The 26,299-nt window shown below is 62.2% G+C and carries 15 protein-coding genes and 3 pseudogenes; 11 read left to right on the top strand and 7 right to left on the bottom strand.

The features are described from left to right. Positions 1-3: 3 nt before the first annotated feature. The 3 genes from ACVRRC_RS10645 (at position 4) to ACVRRC_RS10635 (ending at position 6,238) form a co-directional block, all read left to right on the top strand. A complete protein-coding gene (locus ACVRRC_RS10645) occupies positions 4-1,416 on the top strand; it encodes a Y-family DNA polymerase (protein ID WP_472996989.1) in 1,413 nt (470 codons plus the stop codon). Further along, positions 1,413-4,493, top strand: coding sequence for an error-prone DNA polymerase (locus ACVRRC_RS10640; RefSeq protein WP_472996987.1), 3,081 nt, complete (start codon positions 1,413-1,415; stop codon positions 4,491-4,493). The genes ACVRRC_RS10645 and ACVRRC_RS10640 overlap by 4 nt, the downstream gene beginning before the upstream one ends. A gap of 317 nt (positions 4,494-4,810) precedes the next feature. Further along, positions 4,811-6,238, top strand: a complete 1,428-nt coding sequence (locus ACVRRC_RS10635) for a hypothetical protein (protein WP_011913468.1) — start codon at positions 4,811-4,813, stop codon at positions 6,236-6,238. Between the two features lie 140 nt (positions 6,239-6,378). Here the strand turns inward: ACVRRC_RS10635 and ACVRRC_RS10630 are convergent, their stop codons facing one another. Further along, positions 6,379-6,663, bottom strand: coding sequence for a DUF5710 domain-containing protein (locus tag ACVRRC_RS10630; RefSeq protein ID WP_230624821.1), 285 nt, complete (start codon positions 6,661-6,663; stop codon positions 6,379-6,381). Positions 6,664-6,766: 103 nt separating this feature from the next. On the opposite strand from ACVRRC_RS10630, the gene ACVRRC_RS10625 reads away from it, so the two are divergent. From ACVRRC_RS10625 to tcyN, 4 genes are all read left to right on the top strand, one after another. After that, positions 6,767-7,771 (top strand): D-cysteine desulfhydrase, encoded by a 1,005-nt coding sequence (locus tag ACVRRC_RS10625; protein ID WP_243363862.1) that lies wholly within the window; start codon positions 6,767-6,769, stop codon positions 7,769-7,771. A gap of 104 nt (positions 7,772-7,875) precedes the next feature. Then, entirely contained in the window at positions 7,876-8,670 is a 795-nt protein-coding gene (gene tcyJ, locus ACVRRC_RS10620; protein WP_472996986.1) for a cystine ABC transporter substrate-binding protein, read from the top strand. Further along, positions 8,667-9,335 (top strand): cystine ABC transporter permease, encoded by a 669-nt coding sequence (gene tcyL, locus ACVRRC_RS10615; RefSeq protein ID WP_014596854.1) that lies wholly within the window; start codon positions 8,667-8,669, stop codon positions 9,333-9,335. The genes tcyJ and tcyL overlap by 4 nt, the downstream gene beginning before the upstream one ends. Continuing rightward, a complete protein-coding gene (tcyN, locus tag ACVRRC_RS10610; RefSeq protein ID WP_236450572.1) occupies positions 9,335-10,093 on the top strand; it encodes an L-cystine ABC transporter ATP-binding protein TcyN in 759 nt (252 codons plus the stop codon). The genes tcyL and tcyN overlap by 1 nt, the downstream gene beginning before the upstream one ends. A 228-nt stretch (positions 10,094-10,321) precedes the next feature. Here the strand turns inward: tcyN and ACVRRC_RS10605 are convergent, their stop codons facing one another. From ACVRRC_RS10605 to ACVRRC_RS10585, 5 genes and pseudogenes are all read right to left on the bottom strand, one after another. After that, on the bottom strand, positions 10,322-11,290 hold the full coding sequence (locus tag ACVRRC_RS10605) for an LLM class oxidoreductase (RefSeq protein ID WP_236450573.1): 969 nt from the start codon (positions 11,288-11,290) through the stop codon (positions 10,322-10,324). A gap of 220 nt (positions 11,291-11,510) precedes the next feature. Then, the gene (locus ACVRRC_RS10600) at positions 11,511-13,292 is read right to left on the bottom strand and encodes a monovalent cation:proton antiporter-2 (CPA2) family protein (protein WP_472996985.1); all 1,782 of its coding nucleotides are present in this window, start codon (positions 13,290-13,292) and stop codon (positions 11,511-11,513) included. A gap of 328 nt (positions 13,293-13,620) precedes the next feature. After that, positions 13,621-14,088, bottom strand: a complete 468-nt coding sequence (locus ACVRRC_RS10595) for a phosphate-starvation-inducible PsiE family protein (protein WP_011913477.1) — start codon at positions 14,086-14,088, stop codon at positions 13,621-13,623. A 236-nt stretch (positions 14,089-14,324) separates the two neighbouring features. Next, positions 14,325-17,166: pseudogene (gene clpK / locus ACVRRC_RS10590) on the bottom strand (heat shock survival AAA family ATPase ClpK). A gap of 98 nt (positions 17,167-17,264) precedes the next feature. Next, positions 17,265-17,599, bottom strand: a pseudogene (locus ACVRRC_RS10585) (Hsp20/alpha crystallin family protein); the annotation flags it as partial. A gap of 1,681 nt (positions 17,600-19,280) precedes the next feature. Here ACVRRC_RS10585 and ACVRRC_RS10580 point away from each other — a divergent pair. From ACVRRC_RS10580 to ACVRRC_RS10565, 4 genes and pseudogenes are all read left to right on the top strand, one after another. Next, positions 19,281-20,693: an ATPase domain-containing protein gene (locus ACVRRC_RS10580; RefSeq protein WP_011913479.1), complete on the top strand. Its 1,413-nt coding sequence runs from the start codon at positions 19,281-19,283 to the stop codon at positions 20,691-20,693. A gap of 20 nt (positions 20,694-20,713) precedes the next feature. Beyond that, positions 20,714-21,115: a response regulator gene (locus tag ACVRRC_RS10575; protein WP_045159543.1), complete on the top strand. Its 402-nt coding sequence runs from the start codon at positions 20,714-20,716 to the stop codon at positions 21,113-21,115. Between the two features lie 422 nt (positions 21,116-21,537). Next, positions 21,538-21,797, top strand: a pseudogene (locus ACVRRC_RS10570) (tyrosine-type recombinase/integrase); the annotation flags it as partial. A 405-nt stretch (positions 21,798-22,202) separates the two neighbouring features. Then, positions 22,203-24,200, top strand: coding sequence for a methyl-accepting chemotaxis protein (locus ACVRRC_RS10565; protein ID WP_061373402.1), 1,998 nt, complete (start codon positions 22,203-22,205; stop codon positions 24,198-24,200). 90 nt (positions 24,201-24,290) lie between these two features. On the opposite strand, the gene ACVRRC_RS10560 is transcribed toward ACVRRC_RS10565, so the two are convergent. Then, complete coding sequence (locus ACVRRC_RS10560) at positions 24,291-26,297, bottom strand: nitric oxide reductase activation protein NorD (protein ID WP_472996984.1); 2,007 nt, start codon at positions 26,295-26,297, stop codon at positions 24,291-24,293. Positions 26,298-26,299: the final 2 nt, after the last annotated feature.

Below are 26,299 nucleotides of genomic sequence, written 5' to 3'. Positions count from 1 at the left end.
ACGATGCTCTGGGCCTGCATTCTACTGCCGCAACTGGCCATGGACGGCATCCTGCGCCACCGCGACGATGCCGCCGCACCACTGGTTCTGCTCGCCGGCCCGCCACAGCGCCGCGTGCTGCAGGCTGTCAACACCGCCGCCCGCAAGCTCGGCCTCAAACCAGGGCAATCGCTGGTCGCAGCCCAGGCATTGACCCACGACTTCGCCACTGCCGATTACGACCCGCTGATGATCGAACGCTGGCAGCAGTTTCTGGCGGCCTGGGGTTACGGCTACAGCGCCCAGGTCAGCTTGCACTACCCGCGCTGTCTGCTGCTGGAGGTGCATTCCAGCCTCGGCCTGTTCGGCCCCTGGCCACGATTCGAGAAGCGTCTGCGCGAGGAACTCACAGACCTGGGCTTCCGCCACCGCATCACCCTGGCACCCAACCCGGCGGCCGCGCGCGTCCTCGCCAATGCCCATGATGGGCTGGCCGTGACCGATACGGCCGCGCTGCATCAGGCGCTCGGGGTACTGCCGATCGAGCGCCTCGGCCTGCCCCGCGAAGTCAGCACATCGCTGGTACGCATGGGCCTGCGCCATCTTCATCAACTGCTCGCCCTGCCGCGCGACAGCCTGGCCAGACGCTTTCCGGCCGAAGTGCTGGCTCAGCTCGACACCCTGCTCGGGCATCGGCCGCTACCTCTGGAGTTCTACCGCCCGCCGGATGTCTTCGACACCCGCATCGAACTGAATTTCGAGGTGGAGTCCCACCAGGCCCTGCTGTTTCCATTGCGCAGACTGACCGCCGACCTGGCCGCCTTTCTCGCCGGGCGGGACAGCGGCGTCCAGCGTTTCAGTCTGTACCTGGAACATCGCACCCTGCCCGACAGCGAGGTGCCGGTCGGCCTGCTCAGTACCGAACGCGAGCCCGCCATGCTGTTCGAACTGACCCGTGGCCGCCTCGAGCATCTGCAACTGCCGGCCCCCGTCCTGGCCGTGCGTCTGCTGGCTCGCGATCTGCCAGCCTTCACGCCGGCCCATCAGGCCTTGTTCGACGAGCGCCCGCAGCAGAATGTGCCCTGGGAGCAACTGCGCGAACGCCTCCGCGCCCGACTGGGCGACGACGCCGTAGTCTCGCTGAGCGCACGAGCGGACCACCGCCCGGAATGCGCCTGGCGGGAAAGCAGCCTCGCCCACACCGAACCCTTGCCTCAAGTAGGTTTGCGCCCCGGCTGGCTGCTGGGCACCCCGCAGCCCTTGCGCGAAGAGGGTCTGCTCACCCTGGCTGGCCCCGAGCGCATCGAGTCCGGCTGGTGGGATGGTGCCGACGCGCGGCGCGACTACTATCGGGTGCAAACCACTACCGGCCAACAGGGTTGGGCGTTTCGCGCCCTTACCGGCGGGCCGCTGCTGCTGCACGGCTGGTTCGCATGAACGCCGAATACGCCGAGCTGCACTGCCTGTCCAACTTCAGCTTCCAGCGGGGAGCATCCAGCGCGCGCGAACTCTTCGAGCGCGCCAAGCGCCAGGGCTATGACGCTCTGGCGATCACCGACGAATGCAGCCTGGCCGGTATCGTGCGCGCCTGGCAGGCCTCGAAGGACACCGGTCTGCCGCTGATCATCGGCAGCGAGGTGCAGATCGAGGGCGGGCCCAAACTGGTCTTGCTGGTGGAAAACCTGACCGGCTACCAGGCCTTGTGCCAGCTGATCACCCGTGCCCGCCGAAGGGCCGAGAAAGGTTGTTACCAGGCGCTGCGCGAAGACCTGAGCGAGGGGTCGCTAGAGGGACTGCTGGCGATCTGGCTACCCGGTCACGCCGGCGCCGACACCGACGGTCGATGGCTGCTCGAACGTTTTCGCGAGCGGCTGTGGCTCGGCATCGAACTGCATCGAGGGCCGGACGACGCGCTGCAGCTGCGGCAATCCCTGACCCAGGCTTCACGCCTGGGCATACCCGCCGTGGCCTGTGGCGACGTGCACATGCATGCCCGCGGTCGCCGGGCATTGCAGGACTGCATGACCGCCATCCGCCACCATCTGCCGGTCGCCGAGGCCGGATGCCACCTCTTTCCCAATGGCGAACGCCACCTGCGGTCGCGCGAGGAGCTGGCCCAGCTCTATCCGGCCGCACTGCTCACCGAAACCCTTCGCATCAGCCAGCGCTGTCATTTCCAGCTCGATCAGCTGAAATATCACTACCCCCACGAACTGGTCCCGCCTGGACATGACACCACCTCATGGTTGCGCAAGCTGGTCGAGGATGGCGCACGCTGGCGCTGGCCGGACGGCATCCCGGAAAAGGCCCGCGCGCAGATCGAACATGAACTGGAGCTGATCGGCGACCTGCATTACGAAAGCTATTTCCTGACCGTGCATGACATCGTTCGCTTCGCCCGCGAGCGGGGCATTCTCTGCCAGGGTCGGGGCTCGGCGGCCAACTCGAGCGTCTGCTTCGTACTGGGCATCACCGAACTCGACCCGGTGCGCAGCAAACTGTTGTTCGAGCGTTTCCTCTCCCGCGAGCGCAACGAGCCACCCGATATCGACGTGGATTTCGAGCACGACCGCCGCGAGGAGGTCATCCAGTACGTCTTTCAGCGCTACGGGCGTAATCGCGCCGCCCTCACCGCCGTCGCCAGCAGCTACCGCGCAACCGGCGCCCTGCGGGATGTCGCCAAGGCGCTGGGCCTGCCGCCGGACCAGATCAACGCCCTGGCCGGCTGCTGTGGACGCTGGAGTGAGCACATACCCGACGACTCGCGACTGCGCGAGGCCGGCTTCGACCCGGACAATCCGGTTCTGCGCCGGGTCCTGGTGCTGACCGATGCGCTTATCGGCTTTCCCCGTCACCTGTCCCAGCACCCTGGCGGCTTCGTGATCTCCGAACAGCCGCTCGACACTCTGGTACCGATCGAGAATGCCAGCATGGCCGACCGCACGGTGATCCAGTGGGACAAGGACGACCTCGATGCGGTCGGTCTGCTCAAGGTCGACGTGCTGGCACTGGGCATGCTCAGCGCGATACGTCGCTGTTTCGACCTGATCGAACGCTATCGCGGCACGCGCTGGACCATCGCCACGCTGCCCGCGGAGGACAAGCCCACCTACGAGATGATCAGTCGGGCCGATACGATCGGCGTGTTCCAGATCGAATCACGTGCACAGATGGCCATGCTGCCACGCCTGCGCCCGAAGACCTTCTACGACCTGGTCATCCAGGTCGCCATCGTCCGCCCCGGACCGATCCAGGGCGACATGGTGCATCCCTACCTGCGCCGACGTAACAAGGAAGAAGAGGTGGATTACCCGTCCGAAGAACTGAAACCGGTGTTCGAGCGCACCCTTGGCGTGCCCCTTTTTCAGGAACAGGTGATGGAACTGGCGATCGTGGCGGCCGAATACACTCCAGACGAGGCCGACAAGCTGCGCCGTGCCATGGCCGCCTGGAAGCGTCACGGCAGCCTGGAGCCTCACCGCGTGCGACTGACCGAGCGAATGCTCGCCAAAGGCTACCAGCCCGACTTCATCGCGCGGATCTTCGAGCAGATCAAAGGGTTCGGCAGCTACGGTTTTCCCGAATCACACGCGGCGAGTTTTGCCCTGCTCACCTATGCCAGCTGCTGGCTGAAACGCCACGAGCCGGCTGCATTTGCCTGCGCCCTGATCAACAGCTGGCCGATGGGCTTCTACAACCCTGACCAGATTCTCCAGGACGCCCGTCGCCACCGGCTGGAAATCCGCCCGGTGGACGTTCGCCACAGCGGCTGGGATTGCAGCCTCGAGCCAAGCCGCCAGGCACAGCCGGCCATCCGCCTGGGGCTACGCATGGTGCGCGGCTTTCGGGAAGCCGATGCCCAGCGCATCGAAGCCGCACGCCAACGCCAGCCATTCACAGATATCCATGACCTGTGCCTTCGCGCCGAGCTCGAACCGCGTGCGCGCGAGCAGCTCGCCGATGCCGGCGCCCTCCGCGGCCTGGCCGGCCATCGCCATCGAGCGCGCTGGGCCGTTGCCGGAATCGAACCACAGCTACCGCTGTTCGCCAGCCTGCCCGCACCGGAGGAAACCTCCATCAACCTGCCATTGCCTTCGGTGGGTGAAGACCTTTTCAACGACTACGCGACCCTTGGCACGACGCTGGGGCCGCATCCTTTGCTCCTGCTACGAGATGAGCTCAAGGCCCGGCGCTGCCGCAGTTCTCGGGAACTGGGCACGATCGAGCATGGCCGCCCGGTCAGCGTTGCCGGCCTGGTGATCGGCCGACAACGCCCACAGACCGCCAGCGGTGTCATCTTCGTCACCCTGGAGGACGAGTTCGGCATGGTCAATGTGGTGGTCTGGCGCGACCTGGCCGAGCGCCAGAGGCGACCCTTGCTCCAGTCTCAACTGCTTCGTGTGGATGGCCATCTGGAGTCGGCCAGCGGCGTACGACATCTCATCGCCGGCCGCCTGAGCGACCTCACGCCCCTGCTCACAGGGCTCGATGTGCGTAGCCGCGATTTTCAGTGATCGAGCGGCCCCGTCAGCAAGCCGGAGAGGAGGCGCATGGCGGGAACAAGGCATTACTTCTCCGATGCCTCGAATGAAGACCCGCCGTGGTGAACGTCAACAAAGCAGCGGCGGCTAGCGGCGCTCCCAACAGCGCTGCCGGCTTTTATATATGAGCGTGTGGAGCCTGCCTTGAATCCGGGCGACCGCCATCCGCCCATTTCTAACTAATCACTTACAAGCCGATAGCCGGTCAGCGCCGTGCCCGCCCGCCACTTGGCGTACCTCCCAGCGGAAGCTTGGTAAGCTGGCGGCGTTCCACGGTCATTGGGGGTTCCGTGTTTTCACTCAAGCGCAAAGGTGATTTCCGTCTGCAGCTGACCCGCACGCTGAAGCAGCCTGGACGGCATAAGATCGAGCTGTATCTGTTCACTCCGCACGAAAGCAACCTGTCGGCATGGACCCTGTCGGAAGAGCAGTTTTTCTTTACTACCCTGACGCACAGTTTCGGGCTGCTGGGCATGCCATCGAAGGACCGCATCAGCAAGGCTGATCAATCCTTCGTACTGCTCTCTCCGCACTACGAAATCATGTATGGCTCCTGGTTCTTCCAGTATCAGGCTTCAATGGAGCGGCTGCGCCAGCAGATGCTCACGTCCGGAGCTGTGGCAGAGCCCATAGCGCGTGCCCTGCGGCTTAGTCAGAACTTTGCGCAACGTTTGCGCAAATCCAACCCGAAACAGAGCAATCAGCAGCGCTACTTCCGTCAGATGGACATCTATTTCTCATGGCATGCCGAGCAATTCCTGCTGGAAAGCATGACCCTAGAGGGCTACGCGGCCATCGATGAAGAGCTCAAGCAATCGGTGGCGGAATTCCTGCGCCAGGAACGTAGATACCGCAAGGAGCGCGAGTACCTGAGCGACTTCCACGGAACCCCGACACGGATATGGAACCGCATGGCGCTGTATCACCGGCTGCTGGAGTATCCGGTGATGTTGCGCTCGAAGGTCACGGAGCTGGGGGCCGGCACCCACAAGCTGGTCAAGGCGATGTCGACGATGCTGATCATGTCGTTCTTCACGTACTTCCTGTTCAACGCGCGCGGCGCCAGCGAGAAACTCTCGCTCACCCTTCTGCTGGTGATCGCGCTGGTCTATGCCGTTCGCGATCTGCTGCGCGACGACATGATCACGGCCATCACCCGCAGACTGCGCAAAGGCAAGCCGCGCTGGAAGATTCGCTTGCTGATGCCCTACACCCGCAAGGTACTCGCGCAGCAACGGGTCTGGCTCGACTATCGCAAGCTGCCCGATCTGCCACCGTTAGTTCGAGAACACTCGGGCAAGTGGGCGACCAACGAGGAGCGGCAAATCATCTGCTATCGCGTGCTGATGACCCTGGACAAGGCAGCACTGGAGCACGACGAGATTCGGGAGCGACTCACGCTGGATTGCGAACAGCTTTGCGCAATGATCCAGGCGAGCCACAACAAGCTGTTCGCCCAGACAGAAGGCGATGACTCCGCTAGCGACGACAACAAAGGTTCAGTCCAGGCCCACCCCATCGAGAAGCAGCACGACTACAACCTGTTGCTGTTGCACACCAATCCGGGCGAGCACTTTCCATCGGCCCAGCGGTGGCGCCTGAGGCTTGGCACCAACGGCATCGTGCAATGCGAAAGCAAGAAGGCCCACTGGCCTGAACCACCAGAGCTACAACACTCCGCCTGGCATCGACTGAGCCGCCTGTGGCGACGGGGATGAACCCATTGCCGCCCCACTGAGCCCGCCAGTGAGCAACGCAAACGGCGATGGGACAGGCTCCGTAGTCTCCGCATCAAAGCAGCAATATGAGGTGCGCCCCTGAACCCGGGCGACCAGTCGCCGATTTCTTAACTAATCGGTCAACAAGCCCATAGCGCACCATCACCGTGCACCGCTTCGGACAGAGGCTGTCTCAAGGTTGGCGCCGTTTCGTTGCCCTCGGGCACGTACCAGACTTTTGCCTGTGGACCCCAGCGGGCCCCAAGCGCTTTAGCCTCGTCCTTCTCCGCAAACGGAACCTTCAAGTCAACGCGAGCCACACGGGTTTTCCTGAGACGGGTGAGTCTGCCCTGGCTTCGCCGGGCTCTGGTGTAGCGACCGAAGAATAACAAGGCTGCACCGAGGCCTGTGAAGCCGGCTGACATGCGTGGCGATGCGCGGCCTGTCAGCACTGCGCCCATATCGCCTTGCTGCACCTTCAGATTGCCTTCTACAGTGATGATTCGTCCCTGTTCAGAAGCTTGCCCGATGCTCACCGACGCCCTCGCCCGCTTCCCGCGCCTTGAATTGATCACCACCCCCACGCCCCTGGAACACTTGCCGCGGCTGTCGCGTCACCTGGGTCGTGATATCTGGATCAAGCGCGACGACCTCACCCCGCTGGCCTTCGGTGGCAACAAGGCGCGCAAGCTCGAATACCTCGGCGCCGACGCCCTGGCTCTGGGCGCCGATGTGCTGGTAACCGCCGGTGCCATCCAATCCAACCATGTGCGCCAGACCGCAGCCCTGGCGGCCAGCCAGGGTCTTGGCTGCCTGGCGCTGCTGGAGAATCCGCTGGGCACGAACGAGGACAACTACCTGGGCAACGGCAACCGCCTGCTGCTCGACCTGTTCGGCAGCGAGGTCGAAGCGGTCACCAACCTGGATAACGCCGATGAGTTGCTGCAGGCGGCGGCCGAGCGTCTGCGCAGCGCTGGGCGCAAACCCTACGTGGTGCCCATCGGTGGCTCCAATGCGCTTGGTGCGTTGGGCTATGTACGCGCCGGCCTGGAGCTGGCCGAGCAGATGCATGGCGCGGGCGAGGATTTTGCCGCCGTGGCCCTCGCGTCCGGCAGCGCCGGAACCCACAGCGGCCTGGCGCTGGCGCTGGCGCATGCCCGGCCGAGCAGCCGGGTGGTCGGGGTCACGGTGTCGCGGCCACAGGCGACACAGCGGCCCAAGGTCGAGGAGCTGCTGCAGCGCACCGCCGAGCTGCTCGGCGTCCAGGTTCCAGCAGGTTTGCAGGTCGAACTGTGGGACCAGTATTTCGCCCCGCGCTACGGTGAACCGAATGCCGCCACTCTGGCCGCGATCCGCCTGCTGGCCGAACACGAAGGCGTGCTGCTCGATCCGGTTTATACCGGTAAGGCCTTCGCCGGCCTGCTCGACGGGCTGGCCCGGGGCGCCTTCCCCGGAACGGGCCCGCTGCTGTTTCTGCACACCGGTGGTGCCCCGGCATTGTTCGCCTATTATCCATGGGCACTGGGTGCATAACGCCATATTCCTTTAGCGTTGATTCTGATGCTTTCTAATTATTTTCTCGAATAAATGTCCGTCGTTAGAGTTGTGTGACCTTTCCGTTCCCCTGGAGGCCCGCCATGACGTTTGCGATCCTGCGTCGCCATTTCCTGCTCGGCAGTCTGAGCCTGCTGCTCGGAAGCCTGTTCATGCCGGTATTAGCGGCCGATCTATTGGATGAGATCAAGTCCAACGGCACCCTCGAGGTCGGCCTCGAAGGCACCTACCCGCCCTTCAACTACCAGGACGAAAGCGGTGAGCTGACCGGTTTCGAGGTGGACTTCGCCAATGCGCTGGCAGAGGAGCTGGGGGTCAGGGCCGAGTTCCAGCCGACCAAGTGGGACGGCATTCTCGCCGCCCTGGAATCCAAGCGCCTGGACGTGGTGATCAACCAGGTGACCATTTCCGAGGAGCGCAAGCAGAAATACGACTTCTCCACGCCCTACACCGTCTCCGGCATCCAGGCCCTCACCCGCAAGGCCGATGCGGACAGCATCAAGCGTCCGACCGACCTCGCCGGCAAGAAGGTCGGGGTTGGCCTGGGCACCAACTACGAGCAGTGGCTGAAGGAGAACGTGCCTCAGGCCGATATCCGCACTTATGACGATGACCCGACCAAGTTCCAGGACCTCGCCGTCGGCCGCATCGACGTGATCCTAGTCGACCGACTGGCCGCCTTCGAGATGGTCGAGAAAACCGGCAATCGCCTGGCGGTGGCCGGTGAAGCCTTCTCCCGCCAGGAGTCCGGCGTTGCCCTGCGCAAGGGCAACCCGCAGCTGCTCGCCGCCATTAACGAAGCCATAGCCAAGCTGCGCGCCGACGGCACGCTCAAAGAGCTATCGGAGAAGTGGTTCGGGGCTGACGTCACGCAATGATCGAGGGCAGCCTGCAGCTGGTCCTGGACTCCCTGCCCTTCCTGCTCAAGGGCGCGTGGTGGACCGTGGTCCTGAGCCTGGGTGGGATGTTCTTCGGCCTGCTGCTGGGCTTCGGTCTGGCGCTGCTGCGGCTGTACGCGTTCTGGCCGCTGCAGTGGCTGGCGAGGGTCTATGTCTCGTTCTTCCGCGGCACGCCGCTGCTGGTGCAGCTGTTCATGATCTATTACGGACTGCCGCAACTGGGCATCCAGCTCGACCCGCTGCCGGCGGCGCTGATCGGTTTCTCGCTGAACATGGCGGCCTACACCGCGGAGATTCTGCGCGCCGCCATCGCCTCCATCGACCGTGGCCAGTGGGAGGCGGCAGCCAGCATCGGCATGGGCCGCGCGCAGACCCTGTACCGGGCCATCCTGCCGCAGGCCGCACGCACCGCCCTGCCCCCGCTGGGCAACAGCTTCATCTCGCTGGTCAAGGACACCGCCTTGGCTGCCACCATCCAGGTGCCGGAGCTGTTCCGCCAGGCGCAGCTGATCACTGCGCGCACGTTCGAGATCTTCACCATGTACCTGGCCGCTGCGCTCATCTACTGGTTGCTGGCCAGCGTGCTGGCGTACTTCCAGGGACGCCTGGAACACAGGGTCAACCGCCACGAGCAGGACGCCTGATGATCACCGTGCGCAACCTGAGAAAATCCTTCAATGGCCAGGAGGTGCTCAAGGGCATCGACCTGGACATCGCCCCCGGCGAGGTGCTGGCGATCATCGGCCCCAGCGGTTCGGGCAAGACCACTTTGCTGCGCTGCCTCAACCTGCTGGAGCAACCCAGCGGCGGGCAGATCTGCGTGGGTGAGATCCACATCGACGCAGACCGGCCGCTCAAGGCACAGCAGGGGCTGATCCGCGAGCTGCGCCAGCACGTCGGCTTCGTGTTCCAGAACTTCAACCTGTTCCCCCATCGGACCGCCCTCGAGAACGTCATCGAAGGCCCAGTGCAGGTGAAGAAGGAGCCTCGCGGCAAGGCCATCGAGCGCGGCCGGGCACTGCTGGCCAAGGTCGGCCTGGAGGGCAAGGAAGATGCGTATCCCAGGCGCCTCTCCGGCGGTCAGCAGCAGCGCGTGGCGATTGCCCGCGCGCTCGCGATGCAGCCCGACGTGATCCTGTTCGACGAGCCGACCTCGGCGCTGGATCCGGAACTGGTCGGCGAGGTGCTTGCCACCATCCGCGGTCTGGCCGAGGAAAGGCGCACCATGGTCATCGTCACTCATGAGATGAGCTTTGCCCGCGACGTGGCCGACAGGGCAATCTTCATCGACGGCGGCGTCATCGTTGAACAGGGTGACGCCAGGCAGCTGCTCAGTGCACCGCAGCACGAACGCACGCGACAGTTTTTGAGCAAGTTCATTGGCGGCAACCACGTGAACTAGATCGCCCGATTGCCAGTGCCTTCGCCGCTTTGCGATCGGCTTGCCCGGTCTGGTTCATCTTCTGCCATCTCTCGTCTGGGATCATCTTTCCGGGTACTCCGCTGAGCCATCGGCGCGACTCGGCTGGAATGCCCTTTTCCCTTCAACGCCGCCTCGATCGTAGCAATGCCGATTTTGCGCATGAGAAAAAGCTGAAGCGAATTGTGTAGCTCGCCAGAATCTTGTCGCTCATGTTGACAGGACGAAGTTCGGTAGAACGAACTGGCCGAGCTCTTCGATAACCTCGCTCGCGGGGCGCTGGCCGTATTTCAGATTGACGATCACATGGTTAACCCCGATCTCCTGCAAACTTTCCAGCAACGAGATCAGGTGATATCGCCCTAGTTGATAGCCCAGGTGGATCGGGCGGGGTGGTGTCTGCGGATTATCTGCCAGATCGATGTATAGCGACTGGGTGAAGGGTTTGAACAGCTCACCACATTCGGCACGAACCGCAGTGCGCCAGCTCTCGACAATCAGTTGCTGAGTCTTCGGTGCGCGCGGATAACTGATCCAGCCATGACTGTAGCGGGCGATCCATTCCAGCGTCTGGCGGCTATGGCCGGTGACAAAGAAAGGAATTTCCGCCGTGGTCGGCTTGGGAATCAGATCCGCGCCCTCAAGCGCCCCTCCGGACCAGGTCAAAGGCACGAAACTGCTGCGCTGAACCTCGCGAAATACCTGAAGGTATTCGCGGAACAGGCTGTCGCGTTGTTCCGGGTCGACACCGAATGCGGGGAACTCCACCGGCCGGTCACCAGAAGCCACACCGAGTAACAGGCGGCCACCGCTGAGCTGATCGACACTGGTTGCAGCCTTGGCGGTATGCAGGGGATTGCGGATTGGCAGGATGATCGAGGCGGTACCCAGCGCAATCGTGCGTGTGTGTGCGGCCATGAAACCCAGGCAGACCCAGGGATCGAAGACCTGACCCGAATCGCCGAAACTGGGGTCGCGTAGCGGCACGTCGCGAAACCAGAGAGCAGAAAAACCCAGCTTGTCGGCACGTTGGGCCAGTCTCGCCTGGTCGAGCATGCTCGGCGTATCACCGGCAAAGGCTTCGAGGGGGAAGAAAAGACCCAGGGTCAGGCGGCCTTGGCGGTATGTGCGCTGAAAGCCAGGTTGTTGCTGATAGGGAATGGAATTCGGAGTGAACATGCGCCCTCCTACCTATTTCAAAAGATGTAGAGGAGCTGAGAGAAATCCTTGCAAGCGGATATCAAATCAGCGTTATCAAGGCCACCTGGAACTCCGCGCAGGGCGTTTGTGATAGTCCGGGGGCGATGCGTTGCGAGGTCACCAGCTACCCCTGCTGCAAGGCAGCGATCCAGAGCGAGACGGTCGACGGCGACAGCCCCATACGATCCCGAATGAATGCTCACTGGGCGTCCCGCGCTTCTTGGTTCGGCGGTTCGATACGCTCGATGTTTCCCAGTACCAATGCTCGCCCGGCAAACAGACCACCCGCTGTCTCCAGGGCAAAACGCTCGGCATCGCGCATGCGCACTGCCTCGGTCACCGCGTCGGCTTCGTGCTCAGACGCTCCCAGGGTCAGCACGGCCTGACGTCCGAGCAGCAGGGCCGACTCAAAGGTTTCCCGCACTATGTAGTCGGCATCGTGCTTGACCAGCTCCAGCGCGTGTTCGCGGTCAAAGGCACGCACCAGCAACTTCACCTGCGGGCAGTAGTTCCGCGTACTTTCGACGATGCGTGTCGCGGCTTTTTTGTCATTTACACAAACGATGATGGTGCGGGCGTTATGGGCGCCGGCAGCATGCAATATTTCATGGCGGGCACCATCACCGTAATAGGCCTTGAAACCATAGGGCTCCACGGCGCGGATCACCTCCGGATCTATTTCGATAATGGAAAGTTTCGCTCCCTGAGCGAGCGGTGCCTGGCAGGCAATCTGGCCCACGCGGCCAAAGCCGATGATGAGTACATTGCCTTGCAGATTATGTGCGGGCTCCACGCCGTCCATCGAAACGCTTTGCGCGCGCGCAAACCGCCTGTATAGCAATAAGGTGACCGGCGTAACGGCCATGGAGAGCACCACGATAGCCGTCATATTGGCGTTGATTTCGGGACTGATGACTCTGAGCTTGAGCGCCTCGGCAAACAACACAAAAGCAAATTCGCCACCCTGCGCCATAAGCACGGCGCGATCCAGCGCGTCGCCATGGGAGCTATTCGCGAGGCGCGCGACCGCATAAATACACAGCGCCTTGACCAGCATCAGCGCCAGCAGACCAGAGGTGATGAGCATCCAGTTCGTGGCCACCACTTGCAGATCCAACGCCATGCCGACGCCAAGAAAAAACAGCCCCAGCAGCAGACCGCGAAACGGCTCTATGTCGGCCTCCAACTGGTGGCGGAAGGTGGATTCCGACAGCAGCACGCCGGCAACGAACGCCCCCATCGCCATTGAAAGCCCGCCGATTTCCATCAGCAGCGCTGCGCCCAGCACCACTAGTAGCGCGGCGGCGGTCATCACCTCGCGCGCTTTGGCTTGAGCCAATACTCGAAACAAGGGATTGAGCAGCCACAATCCGATGGCAGCCAGCGCGCCCAAAGACAGGGCGGCGATACCTATGCGCTGCCAAAGAGGTGAAGTGGGTTCATGCACCACTTCAGTGGGCGCCAGAAAAGCCACCACTGCCAGTAACGGCACGATCAACAAGTCTTCAAACAGCAAGATGGACACGATGCGCTGCCCCCTCGGCTCGGTTATGTCACCGCGCTCCGAGAGGACTTGCATAACCAAGGCCGTGGATGTGAGTACGAAACCGGCCGCGCACACAAACGACACCTGCCAGGGGAAACCAAAGGCCATGCCGACGAAGGTGAGCAGAAAAGCACAGACCACCACCTGCAGGCTGCCCAGCCCAAAGATCTGCCCGCGCAATTCCCATAGATGCGAGGGTTTCAGCTCCAGTCCAATCACAAAAAGAAACATCACCACACCCAACTCGCCCACCTGAATGATGGTGTGGGGGTCATGGATCAGTTGCAGTCCGAAGGGACCGATCATCATTCCCGCCGCCAGGTAACCCAGCACCGAGCCGAACCCGATGCGTTTGAGCAGCGGCACTGCCACCACGGCGGCGGCAAGCAACGTAATGACACTCAATAATTGTCCTGCGTTGCCTTCAGCGGTCATAGCCTTGACCCTCAGCCCATATCAGGAGCGGTTACAGGTAAACGTTCGTACACCCTCGATTTTGGGTGCTTCACCCGACCGGATGGCACGTGCGCCGTACAACTTCAGCGTCGGCGCTGCAGCTGCCGCCGGTTCGAATAACAAGGCAAGTAGGCTTGCTCCCGGGGCGATCCATAGCCCCCTTTCGCCGAGTAAAAGGCCGCCGGCGAGTGCGGCGATACCGATCGAAGTCCAAACCGGCAGTGCTGTCTTCAGGCGGTCGCTCAAGCGATGCCGTAGCCAGACTCGACGTTTGTGGCCTGGGCCACCCGCTGGCAGCCGTGGCGTCCTAGACGATTCGGTCATCGCGCTCACGCAACAGCCAATAGGTCAGCCCCAGGGCCAGAGTGGCGCCGGCCAATGCGGCGACTTTGGCCGGGCCGACATCGGGATCGAGAATCACGAACTTGCGGGACAGGGCAATCAACCCGATCAGGATGACCGTCTTGACCTGAATGATGCTGTCACGGCGCAAGGCCACGCGCACGATGGAGTGCTTGAATTCCATCGCGATCAGAAGCGTCATGATCATGCCGAACACACTCTGGAAGATCTTGTGGTCGAGCGGATTGAATGCATCGATGATCAGCAGGCTGAAGACAATCTGAATCAGCTGCACCAGGGACACCAGGATAATCACCGCGATCACCGCTGAAAGGATGATGGCGACGGCCTGCTCGAAGCGTTCGTAAAACGTCATCACCGCCCAGTCACGGCGGAGTCGTTCAAGTGTCGTCCCGGTCTGATTGCTGTTCATGCGCCACTCCTTCAGAAACAGGCCACTCCTAAAAAATCGCGGTCGCTACGCCTCTTGCGCCAGTCCAGGCCTTCGTCCATGCCGAAGCACGTGGTCATTTGGCGGGCGATATCGGCAGACCAACAGGTCGTCACGACAGGATGCGGCGCGTACTCCCCCACGCGCACGCAGGGACGCCGCACCTGGATGGACGGGCTGCCCGTCTCCCATTTTCAGGATTAGGGCAGCCCCGTGCTTCATGCCTTGCCACTTTCGGACTTCTTCTTGCGCGTTCCCTTGCTCGACTCCCTGGGCGGGCCCGGCGGTTGCGCAGATCCAGAGGGTGCTTCGGCGCTGGTCGGAGCGGGTTGCTTGCGGTCGAACGCGACCCGCTCCGCCTTGTCGTCCCAACGTGCATAGGCGTGATCGCCCTTGCCGATGCCACCGCCGAGCATCTCGCGCGCCAGTGCCGTTTCCAACTCGCTGCGAATCAGTCGCTTGAGCTCGCGAGCGCCGAATTCGGGCTTGTAGCCTTCTTCCGCGAAGTGATCGACCAGCGTCCCATCGAACGTCAGCGTTACGCCCTGGCTTGCGGCACTGCGGGCCACGCGATCGAGTTGCAGGCCGACGATGTGGCGGATCTCCTCCCTGCCCAACGCATGGAAGACGATGAGCTCGTCGATGCGGTTGAGGAATTCGGGGCGGAAGTGCCCGCGCAGCACGTCCATCACCTCTGCCTTGGTCTTCTCGTACTCCTCGCCGGCCGCTCCGCGCGCCTTCAGCCGGCGCTGAATGATGTCGGAGCCTAGGTTGGAGGTGGCGATGATGATGGTGTTGGTGAAGTCCACCACGCGACCCTTGCCGTCGGTAAGTCGCCCGTCGTCGAACACCTGTAGCAGGATGTTGTAGACATCGGGGTGGGCCTTCTCGATCTCGTCGAGCAGCAGCACGCTGTAGGGCTTGCGACGGACCTTCTCCGTGAGCTGGCCGCCTTCGTCATAGCCGACGTAGCCCGGCGGAGCGCCCACCAGCCGCGCCACGGTATGACGCTCGCCGTACTCCGACATGTCGATGCGCAACAGGGCGCCCTCGTTGCCGTAGACGGACTCGGCCAGCGCCTTGGCGAGTTCGGTCTTGCCGACGCCGGTGGGACCCAGGAACAGGAACGTGGCCACGGGCTTGCTGCCTTCGCGCAGACCCGCGCGCGACAGCCGCACCGCATCCGCCACCGCGTACCGCCTCGTCCTGCCCCACCAGGCGCTCGTGCAGACGCTCCTCCAGGTGCAGCAGCTTCTCGCGCTCCTCCACCGTCAGCTCATTGAGCGGGATGCCGGTCAGACGCGAGACGATCTGGGCCACGTGTTCCGCCTTGACTTCGGCGCTGCCCGAGCCCCGCTCGCGCTCCCAGTCCTCGACCTGCGTCTTGAGTTCGGCATCCTTGGTTTCGATGCGTTTACCGACCTCCGCCGCATTGTCGTATTGCTTGCGGGAGGCCAGGTAGTCCTGCTCCCGGCGCAACTGGTGCAGCTCGGCCTCCAACTCCTGCACCGCCACGGGGCGGGCCGTCGCCGACAGCTTCACGCGGGCGGCAGCCTGATCGAGCAGATCGATGGCCTTGTCCGGCAAAAAGCGCGCAGTGACGTAGCGATCGGACAGCTCGGCGGCCGCGATGATCGCGTCCTCGGTGATGCTGACCTTGTGGTGCGCTTCGAAGGTATCGCGCAGGCCGCGCAGGATCATGATGGTCTGCGCCACCGTTGGCTCGGGCACCATGACCGGCTGGAAGCGCCGCTCCAGCGCGGCGTCCTTCTCTATGTACTTCTGGTACTCGTTGAGCGTCGTCGCGCCGATCAGGTTCAGCTCACCGCGCGCCATCATCGGCTTGAAGACGTTGGCCACATCCAACCCGCCTTCGCCGCCGCCCTGGCCGGCACCTACGATGGTGTGCACCTCGTCGATGAAGAGGATCATCTCGCCCTGGTGCTCGGAGATCTCCTTCAGCACCTTCTGCACCCGCTCCTCGAACTCGCCACGGTACTTCGCGCCGGCCACCATGGAATTGATGTTCAGCTCCACCAGGCGCTTGTCGCGCAGCGTCTCGGGCACCTCGCCGGCCACCATGCGCTGCGCCAACCCCTCGACGATGGCGGTCTTGCCCACGCCAGGCTCGCCGATCAATACGGGGTTGTTCTTCTTGCGCCGCGCCAGCACCTCGATGGTGGTTTCGATTTCCTGCGCGCGGCCGATTACCGGATCCAGCTTGCCCGCATGGGCCATCTTGGTGAGATCGCGCGAATACTTGTCGAGCTCCGGCGTATTGGTCGGCGTCTCGGCGCGGCCATCCTCCGCACCTTTGCCGACCACCTTGTTTACCTGCTGGCGCAGGGCCTGCGGCGTGAGGCCATAGCGGCGCAGCAAGTTGGCGGCCAGCCCCTCGCCCTCTTCGGCCAGACCGATCAGGAAGTGTTCGGGCCCGACGTAGGAATGTCCTAATTCATTGGAAGCGACGAAAGCGCGACTGAGCGCATCCTTCACCCGCGGCGACACGCCGATCTCGCCTTCGAACGGCTTATCGCCGCGCTTGGCTTCGGCTTCGATCTGGCGTTTGAGGTCATCGACCTTGATCTTGAACTGGCTCAGGATGGTCTTGATCACATCGCTGTCGGCCAGCGCCAGCAGCAGGTGTTCCGTATCGACTTCGGAGCGACCGAAGTCCGCGGCATGCTTGGCGGCTTCCTGCAACAGCGCCTCGGAGTGCTCGCTGATGCGGCTGGCCAACCCGCTACCGCGACGGCGCGGCATGCCAGATGCTGTGGAGGCTGGTTCGCCAAACGGCGCATCGTCCACTTCATCGGCAGCGGCTGCAGCCGGTGCCGACTCTTCTCCGATGCGGAAGAAATCGCTGCCGAGAAAATCTTCGAACAGGCCGCTGCGCGAGCCGAAAAGGGCTTCCAGCGGGGAAATGGCGCGCTTTTGCTGGCGCACCAGTTGGCGGTAGTGATCGTCACACAACAGCATGGTGGTGAGGCGACCATTGAGATTGGCTTCCACCCGCGCCGTGGCGGGTTGGCCGCAGATTTGACATTGCTTCCTGGCCATGCGGACGCTCCTTGGTCATTGAGATGACGAGGGCCGCAGGCCGCGGCGCCTCGTTTCCTGGTGGACCTCGTGGCGACCGCAATGGAAATATCCGACTCAGCTTCAATCGGAATCGAACGGCCGTGCTTCGGTGCACTTGCTTCGCGCTTCGAATCCTGGTTGGTATCGTCGGGCAGGTTCAGTGCACACTGGAAACTGCCGTAGGGAAGTTCGACACGAGAAAAGCCGCTTCGCTCTTCTCTTGCTCCTGGCGCTTTCACCTCGCACCATCGGCACGTCGTTGTCGGGCGTGATCTGGATGTCCTTTTCCTCGACATCGAGACCGTCGAGGGAAATCCTGCTGCTTACCGGTTTCCTGAATATCCAACGCCAGCTTCAGCATGCCTAGCCAATCGAACGGCAAGCGCGGCATGACAAGCGCCGGAAAACCAAATTCAGCCAAGCCCAAGGGGTTTTTTACAGTACTTTACAAACTCTGCGCCGGAACTGCTAAAAGTCAAGAAATATCTGGGCTTCGTACGGCGAATGCCGAGTGCGATCAGGCACAGGGGTAGCAGTCGAAGAGGCATTCGATGAGTGTGATTCTGATTCTCAGCTGCATAATTGCGAGAGCGTTAGGTGGCAGGGTACGTGGCAAACATCTAGAACCGAGATCGTAAACGCGATGCGTGAATCGGCAATAGCACGCCTATACCGCCCCCATCGACCTCTCCCGCCGTTCTCAAGACGGTAACAATGCCCGCCTATTCTGATGCGGGTCAATTTGGCGCTGCAAAACCCCGCTACGGTTAGGAGTTAGATCCTTATCCACAGAAGCTGTGGATAAGACTGTGAGCAAATTTTGGATGGCTGGCGCAAACGCCCGTCTGGCGCGGATCGCAAACAGATCGGCGAGATTTTGTTCAGCTCGCCTTACCCCTTATAAATCAGTCACTTATCGAGCTGCGCCAACGCGTCGCATCAGCCGGTTAGGCAGCCGCGCCGAAGTGGTAGCCATATGTGCATAATTGTTCTTGTCAACAGCTTTTTAAGACGGATTTTGGTCGTTCTGCCGTTTCGCGATCTACGGCAGCCTGGCGAATCGAGCGATAGGGGCGAAAAGATAGCTTGGCCCCTAGTCGTGTCCCACTACTCGCAACAGCTCCATTATCTCGGCATCCTCGACACCCTACGACATGCAGTTTCAGCGAGCGAGCCATATCCACGATGGTGCACGTGAAGAATACCGGTCAACGTCTCCCGCAATTCCCGTCACGACCGGTCCAGCTTGACGACGTCGATGGGGGATCGGCGAGATAGGACCGGCGCCGCGTAGCCGGTACCGAAGTCGTCGCCCGCACGCCGGACGCCTTGCGCCTGCGCCTTCCGTTACCGGGCGGGATGCCTTGGCGTCGTCTATCAGGGCGCCCTCGGTCACTTCGAGTTCCAACCAGCTTGCGTGGAAACCGGTGCGCGCCTGCGCAGGCTGGGGTCAGCTCTACCAACGCTGAAGTACGCAATTGCAGCGGCAACAGTTTACCGACCGCGCCAGAGCCCTTCCCTGCTTGGGGTTGCGAGCCGATGTTCGCGCTAAGCATAAGGTCCGCGGCGGTATGCCCCTCTCGGGGAAAAGGCGGATCCCGATCAAGGCGCCCGAGTGAGAGGTATTGGAACCGTCGACCAGCGGGGGCCTCGATGCAGGGCGATCAGGCCCATTCTAGTTCCAAGGCGGTGCTGCGGGCCAAGATCACGGACTCGTCGCCGCCGAAACGCGCGACCAAGTTCCCGCGGGCGGCACGGCGGTAATTCGCTGGGCAGCTTGGTATAGATCGAATCCCCAGCAAAACCCGAGAAAAGAGGGTTCCCATGTCGAGCCCATTGCCTAAATCACCGACTCATTAACGTCAGCGGCAGACGGTACAAACCCTGTGTTACATTGCCCGCTTTATTTCATAGTCAGGTTTAACGTTACGCCTGGTTACTCTGAGCGACCTGACATGTCCGCTATCGCAACGGGAAACGAAAAATGTGCCGGTTCGAAGCATTCCTGCGTCGGCCAAATCGTACATCCGGCGCACTTGTAGCCAGGCCCCGAGACAAATTCCCCAACGCCCTCATTCACCAGGCAGATTGACGTGAAAGCACTTGAGCGCTTGGAAAGCGGTATAGATGGTCTAGACGCCATTACCCACGGCGGTTTCGTCGCCGGGGCCGCTTATTTAATTCAAGGACGACCGGGTTCGGGCAAGACCATCTTCGCTAACCAGGTCGCCTTCCATCACACGGCCCAAGGCGGAAAAGTCATTTTCGCCTCGCTCCTTTCAGAGCCGCACGACCGCCTCTTCCAGTACCTGTCGACGCTCAGTTTCTTCAACTCAGCCGAGATAGGCGCAGGCATGCTGTACGTCAGCGCCTTCGACACACTCGAGAACGAGGGGCTCGACGAGGTCCTGAAGCTGCTTCGCCGCGAGATCATCCGGCACAAGGCCACCCTTCTGGTCCTCGACGGGCTGATGAACGTCCGTAGCCGCTCGGACACCCCACTGAACACGAAGAAGTTTGTCGCCGAGCTTCAGGTACACGCCAGTTTTGCCGGTTGCACCACGCTGCTTTTGACCAGTGCAGAGATTGATCATGGCAGCCCGGAGCTGACGATGGTTGATGGCGTGTTCTCCCTCAAGGAAGAACGGGTCGGCATGCGCTCCTATCGCCGGCTCGGCGTGCACAAGTACCGGGGCTCGGACTATGTTTCCGGGGAGCACGAGTACGAGATCACTAGCAATGGAATTGCCATTTATCCTCGAATCGAAGCACTGTTGAGCCAGCCAACTGCCCCACTCTCACTCGGCGAGCGAATGCTACCAACCGGCATTGGGGGCCTGGATGAAGCCTTGGGTGGCGGGTTCATCGAGCGCAGCGCAACGCTGGTCATTGGTCCCTCCGGTGCAGGCAAGACGACTTTTGCGCTCAATTTCCTTGCCGGCGCGGCACCGGACGAACATGGGGCTTTCTTCGGTTTCGTCGAGTCGCCCGAACAACTGCTCAGGAAATCAGGTCAGCTTGAGCTCGGGCTTGAAAAGCCGGTTGAGCAAGGGCGTCTCGACTTTCACTGGCAACCAACGACACAGTTCATTCCTGATCGGATGGCGTTGGATATGCTCGCCCGGATCAGACACAAGCAGCTTTCTCGCATCGTAATTGACACATTGGCCGCGCTAACACGCCCCAGCTTGCAGCAAGGCCGACAATTGGAATTCGTCAGCGCTCTGGTGAACGAGGCGCGCGCACTGGGTACCACGATGGTGGCAACGTGGGAGCTCAATTTCTTCGCTGCGAATGCCCCCGTGGCGCCTCCGGCAGAGCTTTGCAGCCTGTTCGATAACGTCATTCTGGCCGGCTTCACCGAGGGGCCAGGCACCAGCGAGCCAACTCTGAGGATCATAAAACGCCGCAACGGCCCCTATGAGCGCACCACGCTGTCCGCCCAGATCGGACTGGGTGGTTACTCATTGACGTCGAACGGCACACACACACCGCAAGATCGCTAGCGGTCGATAAGGTTTTATCCATGACAACGGTCTTGGTAGTCGATGATGAATACTTGATTGTCGAGGTCCTGACCCTTGCGCTTGAAGACGTAGGCTTCATGGTCACGCAAGCAAGCAATGGCAAGAAGGCACTGGACGCCTTGCATCGCGAAGGACTATCGCTGGTTGTATGCGATTTCATGATGCCTTTGATGAATGGCTTGGAGCTGGCCGAGGAGATTCGCCGACACGCTGAGTGGTCACATATTCCGATCGTGCTCATGAGCGGCGGCCACGCTGGGCTGGCCAGCCAGGCCCCAGGACTTTTCGATCATATTCTGCAAAAACCCTTCGATGTCACCAAGTTCATCGACATCGTGATCGACCTGATTGGGGAACCCAAGTCCGGGGCACCGGCCGGCGGCTCAGACAGCCGACGCTGATCTCCGCTGTGATCGGATAGCTGCCGCTCAAGATCAGTTGCCAAGTGGTGGCTCAGGCTCAAGCCAGCTCAATGCGATTTCGGCCATTGGACTTTGCGCAATAATCGCCTCGTCCGTCCGCCGGAACGTGCGTTCCGCGCCTTCGTCTTCGCGCCTGAGCACCATCCCACGCTGGCCGTGACGCCAATGGCATTCGAGCCGCATACGAATGGCCCATCGAGCAAGACGCTATGAGTTCGAACTCGATCTGCCAAGACCTGCGGTTCTTCGGCGCGATTGACCAGCAGAGTCACGGCGAACTATGAGACGCACGCGGCTGAACCTTTTCATCGAGCCCGAACACGCCGGTCGTCTCGACGAGCTCGCACCCAAGAAGGTGTATCGAACGCCTCCCTCGTCGCCGCGGCACTGGCCCGCTGTCTGAGCAGCGCTTCAACCGAGCAGCACCAACGGGTTTGCGTCGATCCGCGTGTATGACCTTAAGTACACGTTCGGTCGCAGGCTTCGCGCCGTCGGCGTGACGGAGGAAGACAGGAAGGACCTGTTGGGCCACAAAAAAAGGCAGCATCACCAGCCACTCCTGGAGGCCGAACTGGGCAAGCTGATCGATGAGGCCAACAAGATATCGGCAACGGATTCGAGGGGACCGGCGCTGACGATACTGAGGAGGAAGGCAGGATGAAAAGTCCCGCAAAAGTCCCTGAAACGAAAAAGACCAGCTCATCTCTGAACTGGCCTAAGTCGTGGAGTTATTTGGTCGGGACGGAGTGATTCGAACACTCTACCCCTTGCACCCCATGCGGGTTATCGAACACCTATCGTCTTGTTTTTAAAAACTTTTTTAACGGCGTCCTACTGCAATCAACGCCCTACGATGTTCAACGATGCTCAACGGGTCCCCGCAAGACTCCCACCACAGGATCTGCTCCCAGCCGAGCCCTCTACTTCTATTTACACGCAGTGTGTGAAGCCTGCCCTGAGCCCTTGCGACCGCTAGTCGCCGATTTCTTAACTAATCGGTCAACAAGCCGATAGCGCACCATTGCCGTGCACCGCTTCGGACAGGCTGTCTCAAGGTTCAGGATCCATGCTCTCTTTGCGTACCATCAAAGCTCGTTACACAGCCGCCTTCATCGGCTTCGTTCTTCTGGTCATGCTGCTCACGATGCTGGGCATCAAGCGCTTCGTTACCCCACAGCTTATGGAGGCAGGCGAAACCATCGTCATGTCGCAGGTCACCGAGATCGGCGAACACATCTCGATGGAACTGGCCCGTGTCGAGGCGCAGGCACGCAGTATCACCCAGACGGTGCCGATGCTCGCCAGTGACGAGATCGATCGAGTCCTGCCGGGTCTCGTGGACCAGTACGGCGACATCAAGGTTTTCGGTGGTGGGATCTGGCCACTTCCCGAGGTCCGCACGCCGGGTCGCGCCAAGCACAGCACCTTCTATCACCGCAATGCGTCCGGGAAACTGATCGTCAATACCCACTGGAACTCGGCCGAATCGCGCAACTACTTCGAGGAGCCCTGGCATAAGGGGGGCCTGCAGGCGCCGCGCGGCAAATGTGTCTGGGCCGCGGCCTACCAGGATGACGCCAGTGCCGAGCCGCGCACGAACTGCGCCATGACCATCTATAAGGACGGCACGCCCTGGGGCGTCTCGACTATCGACCTGACCCTAGGCTTCTTCAACCGTCTGGTGGCCGAGAAGCAGGACGAGATCGGCGGCGAGGTCATGATCGTCGAGGCCGACGGCAAGATCCTCAGCAACCAGCCGCAGCTTGGCTCGGACATGGTGCTGCGCAACGTGTCGGAACTGGCCAGCCAATCGCCGTTCATCGCGGCGGTGCAAAAGGCTCTCACCAGCCCGACGCAAGCCTTGCGCCGCGACCTGTACACCAGCAAGGCCGGCGACGCGTTCAGTTTCTTCATTGAGCCAATCGAAGGTACGCCGTGGTTCCTCGCCGCAGCCCTGCCGACTGCCAAACTCGAGGAACGAAGCGATGAGATGCTCGGGACGCTCGCCTTCCTGCAGATCCCCATGGTGATTGTCCTGCTTGCGCTGATGCTGGTTGCGATCAGCCAGCTAATGAAGCGACTTACGGTCCTGAAGATAAACATCGATTCCCTGTCCGCGGGCGACGCCGACCTGACCAAACGTATCGATATCAAGGGCGAGGACGAAGTCGACCAGGTAGGCCGCTCAGTCAACGGTTTCATCGGCTACTTGCAGAAGATGATGATCGATGTAAGCGATGCCACCACCCAGATCCAATCCGAGATCGCCCAGCTCAAGCAGCTATCGCGTTCGACCAATGAAGCGCTGAGCCGGCACGCTTCGGAAACGGACCAGGCCGTCACGGCCATCAACGAGATGAGCTCGACGGCTGAATCGGTTGCCCAGAGCGCCAGCGACACGGCGACCTTCACCCAGACGGCCAATCACAACGCAGTCTCCTCCAAGCTGGTGGTCGACGATGCATCGACCAGCGTACGCTCCCTTGTTAGCGAGGTGGAAAGCGCAACGGCGAAAGTGCAGGCGATGCAAGCCGACGCCCAGCGCATCAACGACGTATTGGGCGTCATCGGGGACATCGCGGGGCAGACCAACCTGCTTGCGCTGAATGCGGCCATCGAGGCGGCCCGAGCCGGCGAACAGGGACGTGGCTTCGCGGTCGTCGCCGACGAGGTTCGCGCGCTTGCAGCGCGCACCCAGCAGAGCACGTCCGAAATCAATGAAACGCTGCAACGACTGAAGGATGCGGTCGGTTCCGCCGTGCAGGCGATGGAACAGACCAAGGCCAGCTGCCAGGCGACCGCGGACAAAACCGCTCAGGTCACCGTTGGCCTTGATGAGATGACCAGTTCGGTCGTTCACATCAATGACCTGAGCACCCAGATCGCCACCGCAGCCGAAGAGCAGAGCGCCGTCGCCGAGGAGATCAACCGGAACATGGTCGCCGTGAGGCATGTTGTCGACGAGCTGGTCGAGAGCGGTGTGAGCGTCGACCGAAGCACCGAGTCCCTGCTTGGCACCAATGCCCGGCTGACGGCCCTGGTCAATCGATTCAGGGTGCGCTGATAGAGCGATCGCAAAAAAGGCCCCCGCTGGGGCCTTTCTGCAGGCAATTTACTACGACAGGGAGTTGCCCCCAACTCGCGCTTCTGCGTTCTAGCCTTGCAGCAGCCGCCGCATCCAGTCCAGCAGCACCGTTGGAAGCAGTTCCGCACGCGGCAGCAGTGCGTAGCGGCTCGCGCCGAAGATGCGAGGTAGGTAAGCACCGGCCTGGCGGTCGATCGTCAAGCAGAACGGCGACACGCCTTGCAGTGAGGCCTCGATCACCGCCTGCCGGCTGTCCTCGACGCCGTAGCGCCCGCCATAGGCATCGTCGTCACTGGGCTTGCCATCGGACAGCATGAGCAACAACCGATGCCCCGCCTGCTGCGTCATCAGGCTGGCGGTGGCGTGCCGGATGGCAGCACCACAGCGCGTGAAGTGCTCGGGTTCAAGTGCTGCAATCCGCAAGGCCACCGCTTCGTCGAATGCCTCATCGAAGTCCTTGACCCGACGCACGACCACACCCTCGCGACCCTGTCCGGAAAATGCCTGCACGGCGTAGGGCACCGCGAGGCTCTGCAGGGCAATGCAAACCAGCAGCAGTGCTTCGCGCTCAACATCGATTACCCGCCGGCCAGCCGCGATCCAGCTATCGGTCGACCCGCTGATATCGATCAGCAAGAGAATCGCCTGGTCTCGCTGTGCTGCCCGCTGCAGTCGATAAAGGCGGTCACCCAAGCCATGGCCGGCACGCTGGTCGGCGGCCGCCTCGACGTAGGCATCTAGATCGAGCTCATCGCCATCGGGCTGTTTACGCAGCCACAGACGCCGGGCCCGCAGTAGCTCGAAGCGCCGCTTGATACCCTGGATCAGCGCCTGGTGGGTTTCCAAAGTGTGCTCGACCCAGCTGCGACTCCCCTGCCCCGCCTGCCCCTCACGAACGCGCGCGCCCTGAATGACATAGCAGCCGGCGCGATAGTCCCACTCGGGGTAACAGCAGGCGCCACTGCCGGACGTTGCAGCGCCCGGCCCCTCTCTGTACGGACTATCGGGCGGATCGTCGGACAGCAGGACCTCAGCCGGCCGGCCCGGTGAGTTGACCAGGCGCGCCTGCTTCAGCTCGCTGACCAGTTCGCCATACAGCTGTGCATCGTCGTCCTCGTCCCGATCGATCGGCCGCTGCAGGCCCATGGGATCCTCGGCATGCGGGTGTGGCTCGTCGAGCTGCACCATGAGTGGACCCCGCTCGTCCTCGCGCTGCTCATCGTCACCCGCCTTGCGCACCTCGGGCCGTCGCTGCAGGCGGGTGCTACGGGCAGGTTGATCCCTTGACTGCTGCGCGGTCGGGCCCGGTGCCGGCACAACGGGTAGCGGCTCGAGCAGCCCGCCCAGCCACCAATCAACATATAGCGGCTCGCGGATGGCGCTGCCCGGTTCGGGCAACTGCCAGTACTCCAGAAGCTCCTTGGCCAAGCTCAGCGACTCACCGGGCTCTGTCGTGCAGGCGAAGCCAGGTGCTTGCCCGGCCAGCAACCGTCGGGCGCGGGCATCCAGCGACCGCAGCGGTGCGGCGATGGATGCCGAGGGAGGACGCCGCACCAGGCATTCGGCACGCAACGCCGTGATCGCGCCGGCAAATCCGGGTAGCTCGGCCAACACGTGACGCTCGCAGGCGTGCGCCTCGATGAGCCGGTAGAGCGCGCCGGCCAGCGGTTTCAGGTCGCGCCAGCCCACCGACGCACTGCCGCGATGAATGCGCGCCGCCTGCAGCAGCGCCATCGCCTTGTACAGCGTGAACGCACGGTCATGATCGGCAATGCCGAGGCTCTGTGGCAGCCAGATGCTCGCGCCATCGGTTGCCGGCATCGCGTCGCGCTGCATGGGCTGACCACGACCATACCAGCGTGCGAGCCAGGTTAGGCGTGCCGGCGTCTGCGCCACCCGAAGCCGAACACTATGTCCGAGAAAGGCTGATACCAAAAGGTCGAGCCGCTCGCTCACCTGTGCGATTGACAATACAGGTGGCGAGCAAGCCGGTGGCCGATGACGGCGCCACAACCGCTGGGCAAACACGGTGGCATGCCGCGCGGCGTCGGTGATGACCTCTTCGGCCTCGGCCATGG

The sequence above is a fragment of the Stutzerimonas sp. LR2 genome (genome assembly GCF_055755175.1).
This window is presented reverse-complemented; position numbering and strand designations above follow the sequence as displayed.

Bases quoted from the DNA above. Each gene is read 5' to 3' on its own strand.
- ACVRRC_RS10595 (WP_011913477.1), bottom strand. From the start codon at position 14,088: ATGAACAGCAATCAGACCGGGACGACACTTGAACGACTCCGCCGTGAC.
- tcyL (WP_014596854.1), top strand. From the start codon at position 8,667: ATGATCGAGGGCAGCCTGCAGCTGGTCCTGGACTCCCTGCCCTTCCTG.
- ACVRRC_RS10560 (WP_472996984.1), bottom strand. From the start codon at position 26,297: ATGGCCGAGGCCGAAGAGGTCATCACCGACGCCGCGCGGCATGCCACC.
- ACVRRC_RS10565 (WP_061373402.1), top strand. From the start codon at position 22,203: ATGCTCTCTTTGCGTACCATCAAAGCTCGTTACACAGCCGCCTTCATC.
- ACVRRC_RS10630 (WP_230624821.1), bottom strand. From the start codon at position 6,663: ATGTCAGCCGGCTTCACAGGCCTCGGTGCAGCCTTGTTATTCTTCGGT.
- tcyJ (WP_472996986.1), top strand. From the start codon at position 7,876: ATGACGTTTGCGATCCTGCGTCGCCATTTCCTGCTCGGCAGTCTGAGC.
- ACVRRC_RS10575 (WP_045159543.1), top strand. From the start codon at position 20,714: ATGACAACGGTCTTGGTAGTCGATGATGAATACTTGATTGTCGAGGTC.
- ACVRRC_RS10625 (WP_243363862.1), top strand. From the start codon at position 6,767: ATGCTCACCGACGCCCTCGCCCGCTTCCCGCGCCTTGAATTGATCACC.
- tcyN (WP_236450572.1), top strand. From the start codon at position 9,335: ATGATCACCGTGCGCAACCTGAGAAAATCCTTCAATGGCCAGGAGGTG.
- ACVRRC_RS10645 (WP_472996989.1), top strand. From the start codon at position 4: ATGCTCTGGGCCTGCATTCTACTGCCGCAACTGGCCATGGACGGCATC.
- ACVRRC_RS10640 (WP_472996987.1), top strand. From the start codon at position 1,413: ATGAACGCCGAATACGCCGAGCTGCACTGCCTGTCCAACTTCAGCTTC.
- ACVRRC_RS10600 (WP_472996985.1), bottom strand. From the start codon at position 13,292: ATGACCGCTGAAGGCAACGCAGGACAATTATTGAGTGTCATTACGTTG.
- ACVRRC_RS10605 (WP_236450573.1), bottom strand. From the start codon at position 11,290: ATGTTCACTCCGAATTCCATTCCCTATCAGCAACAACCTGGCTTTCAG.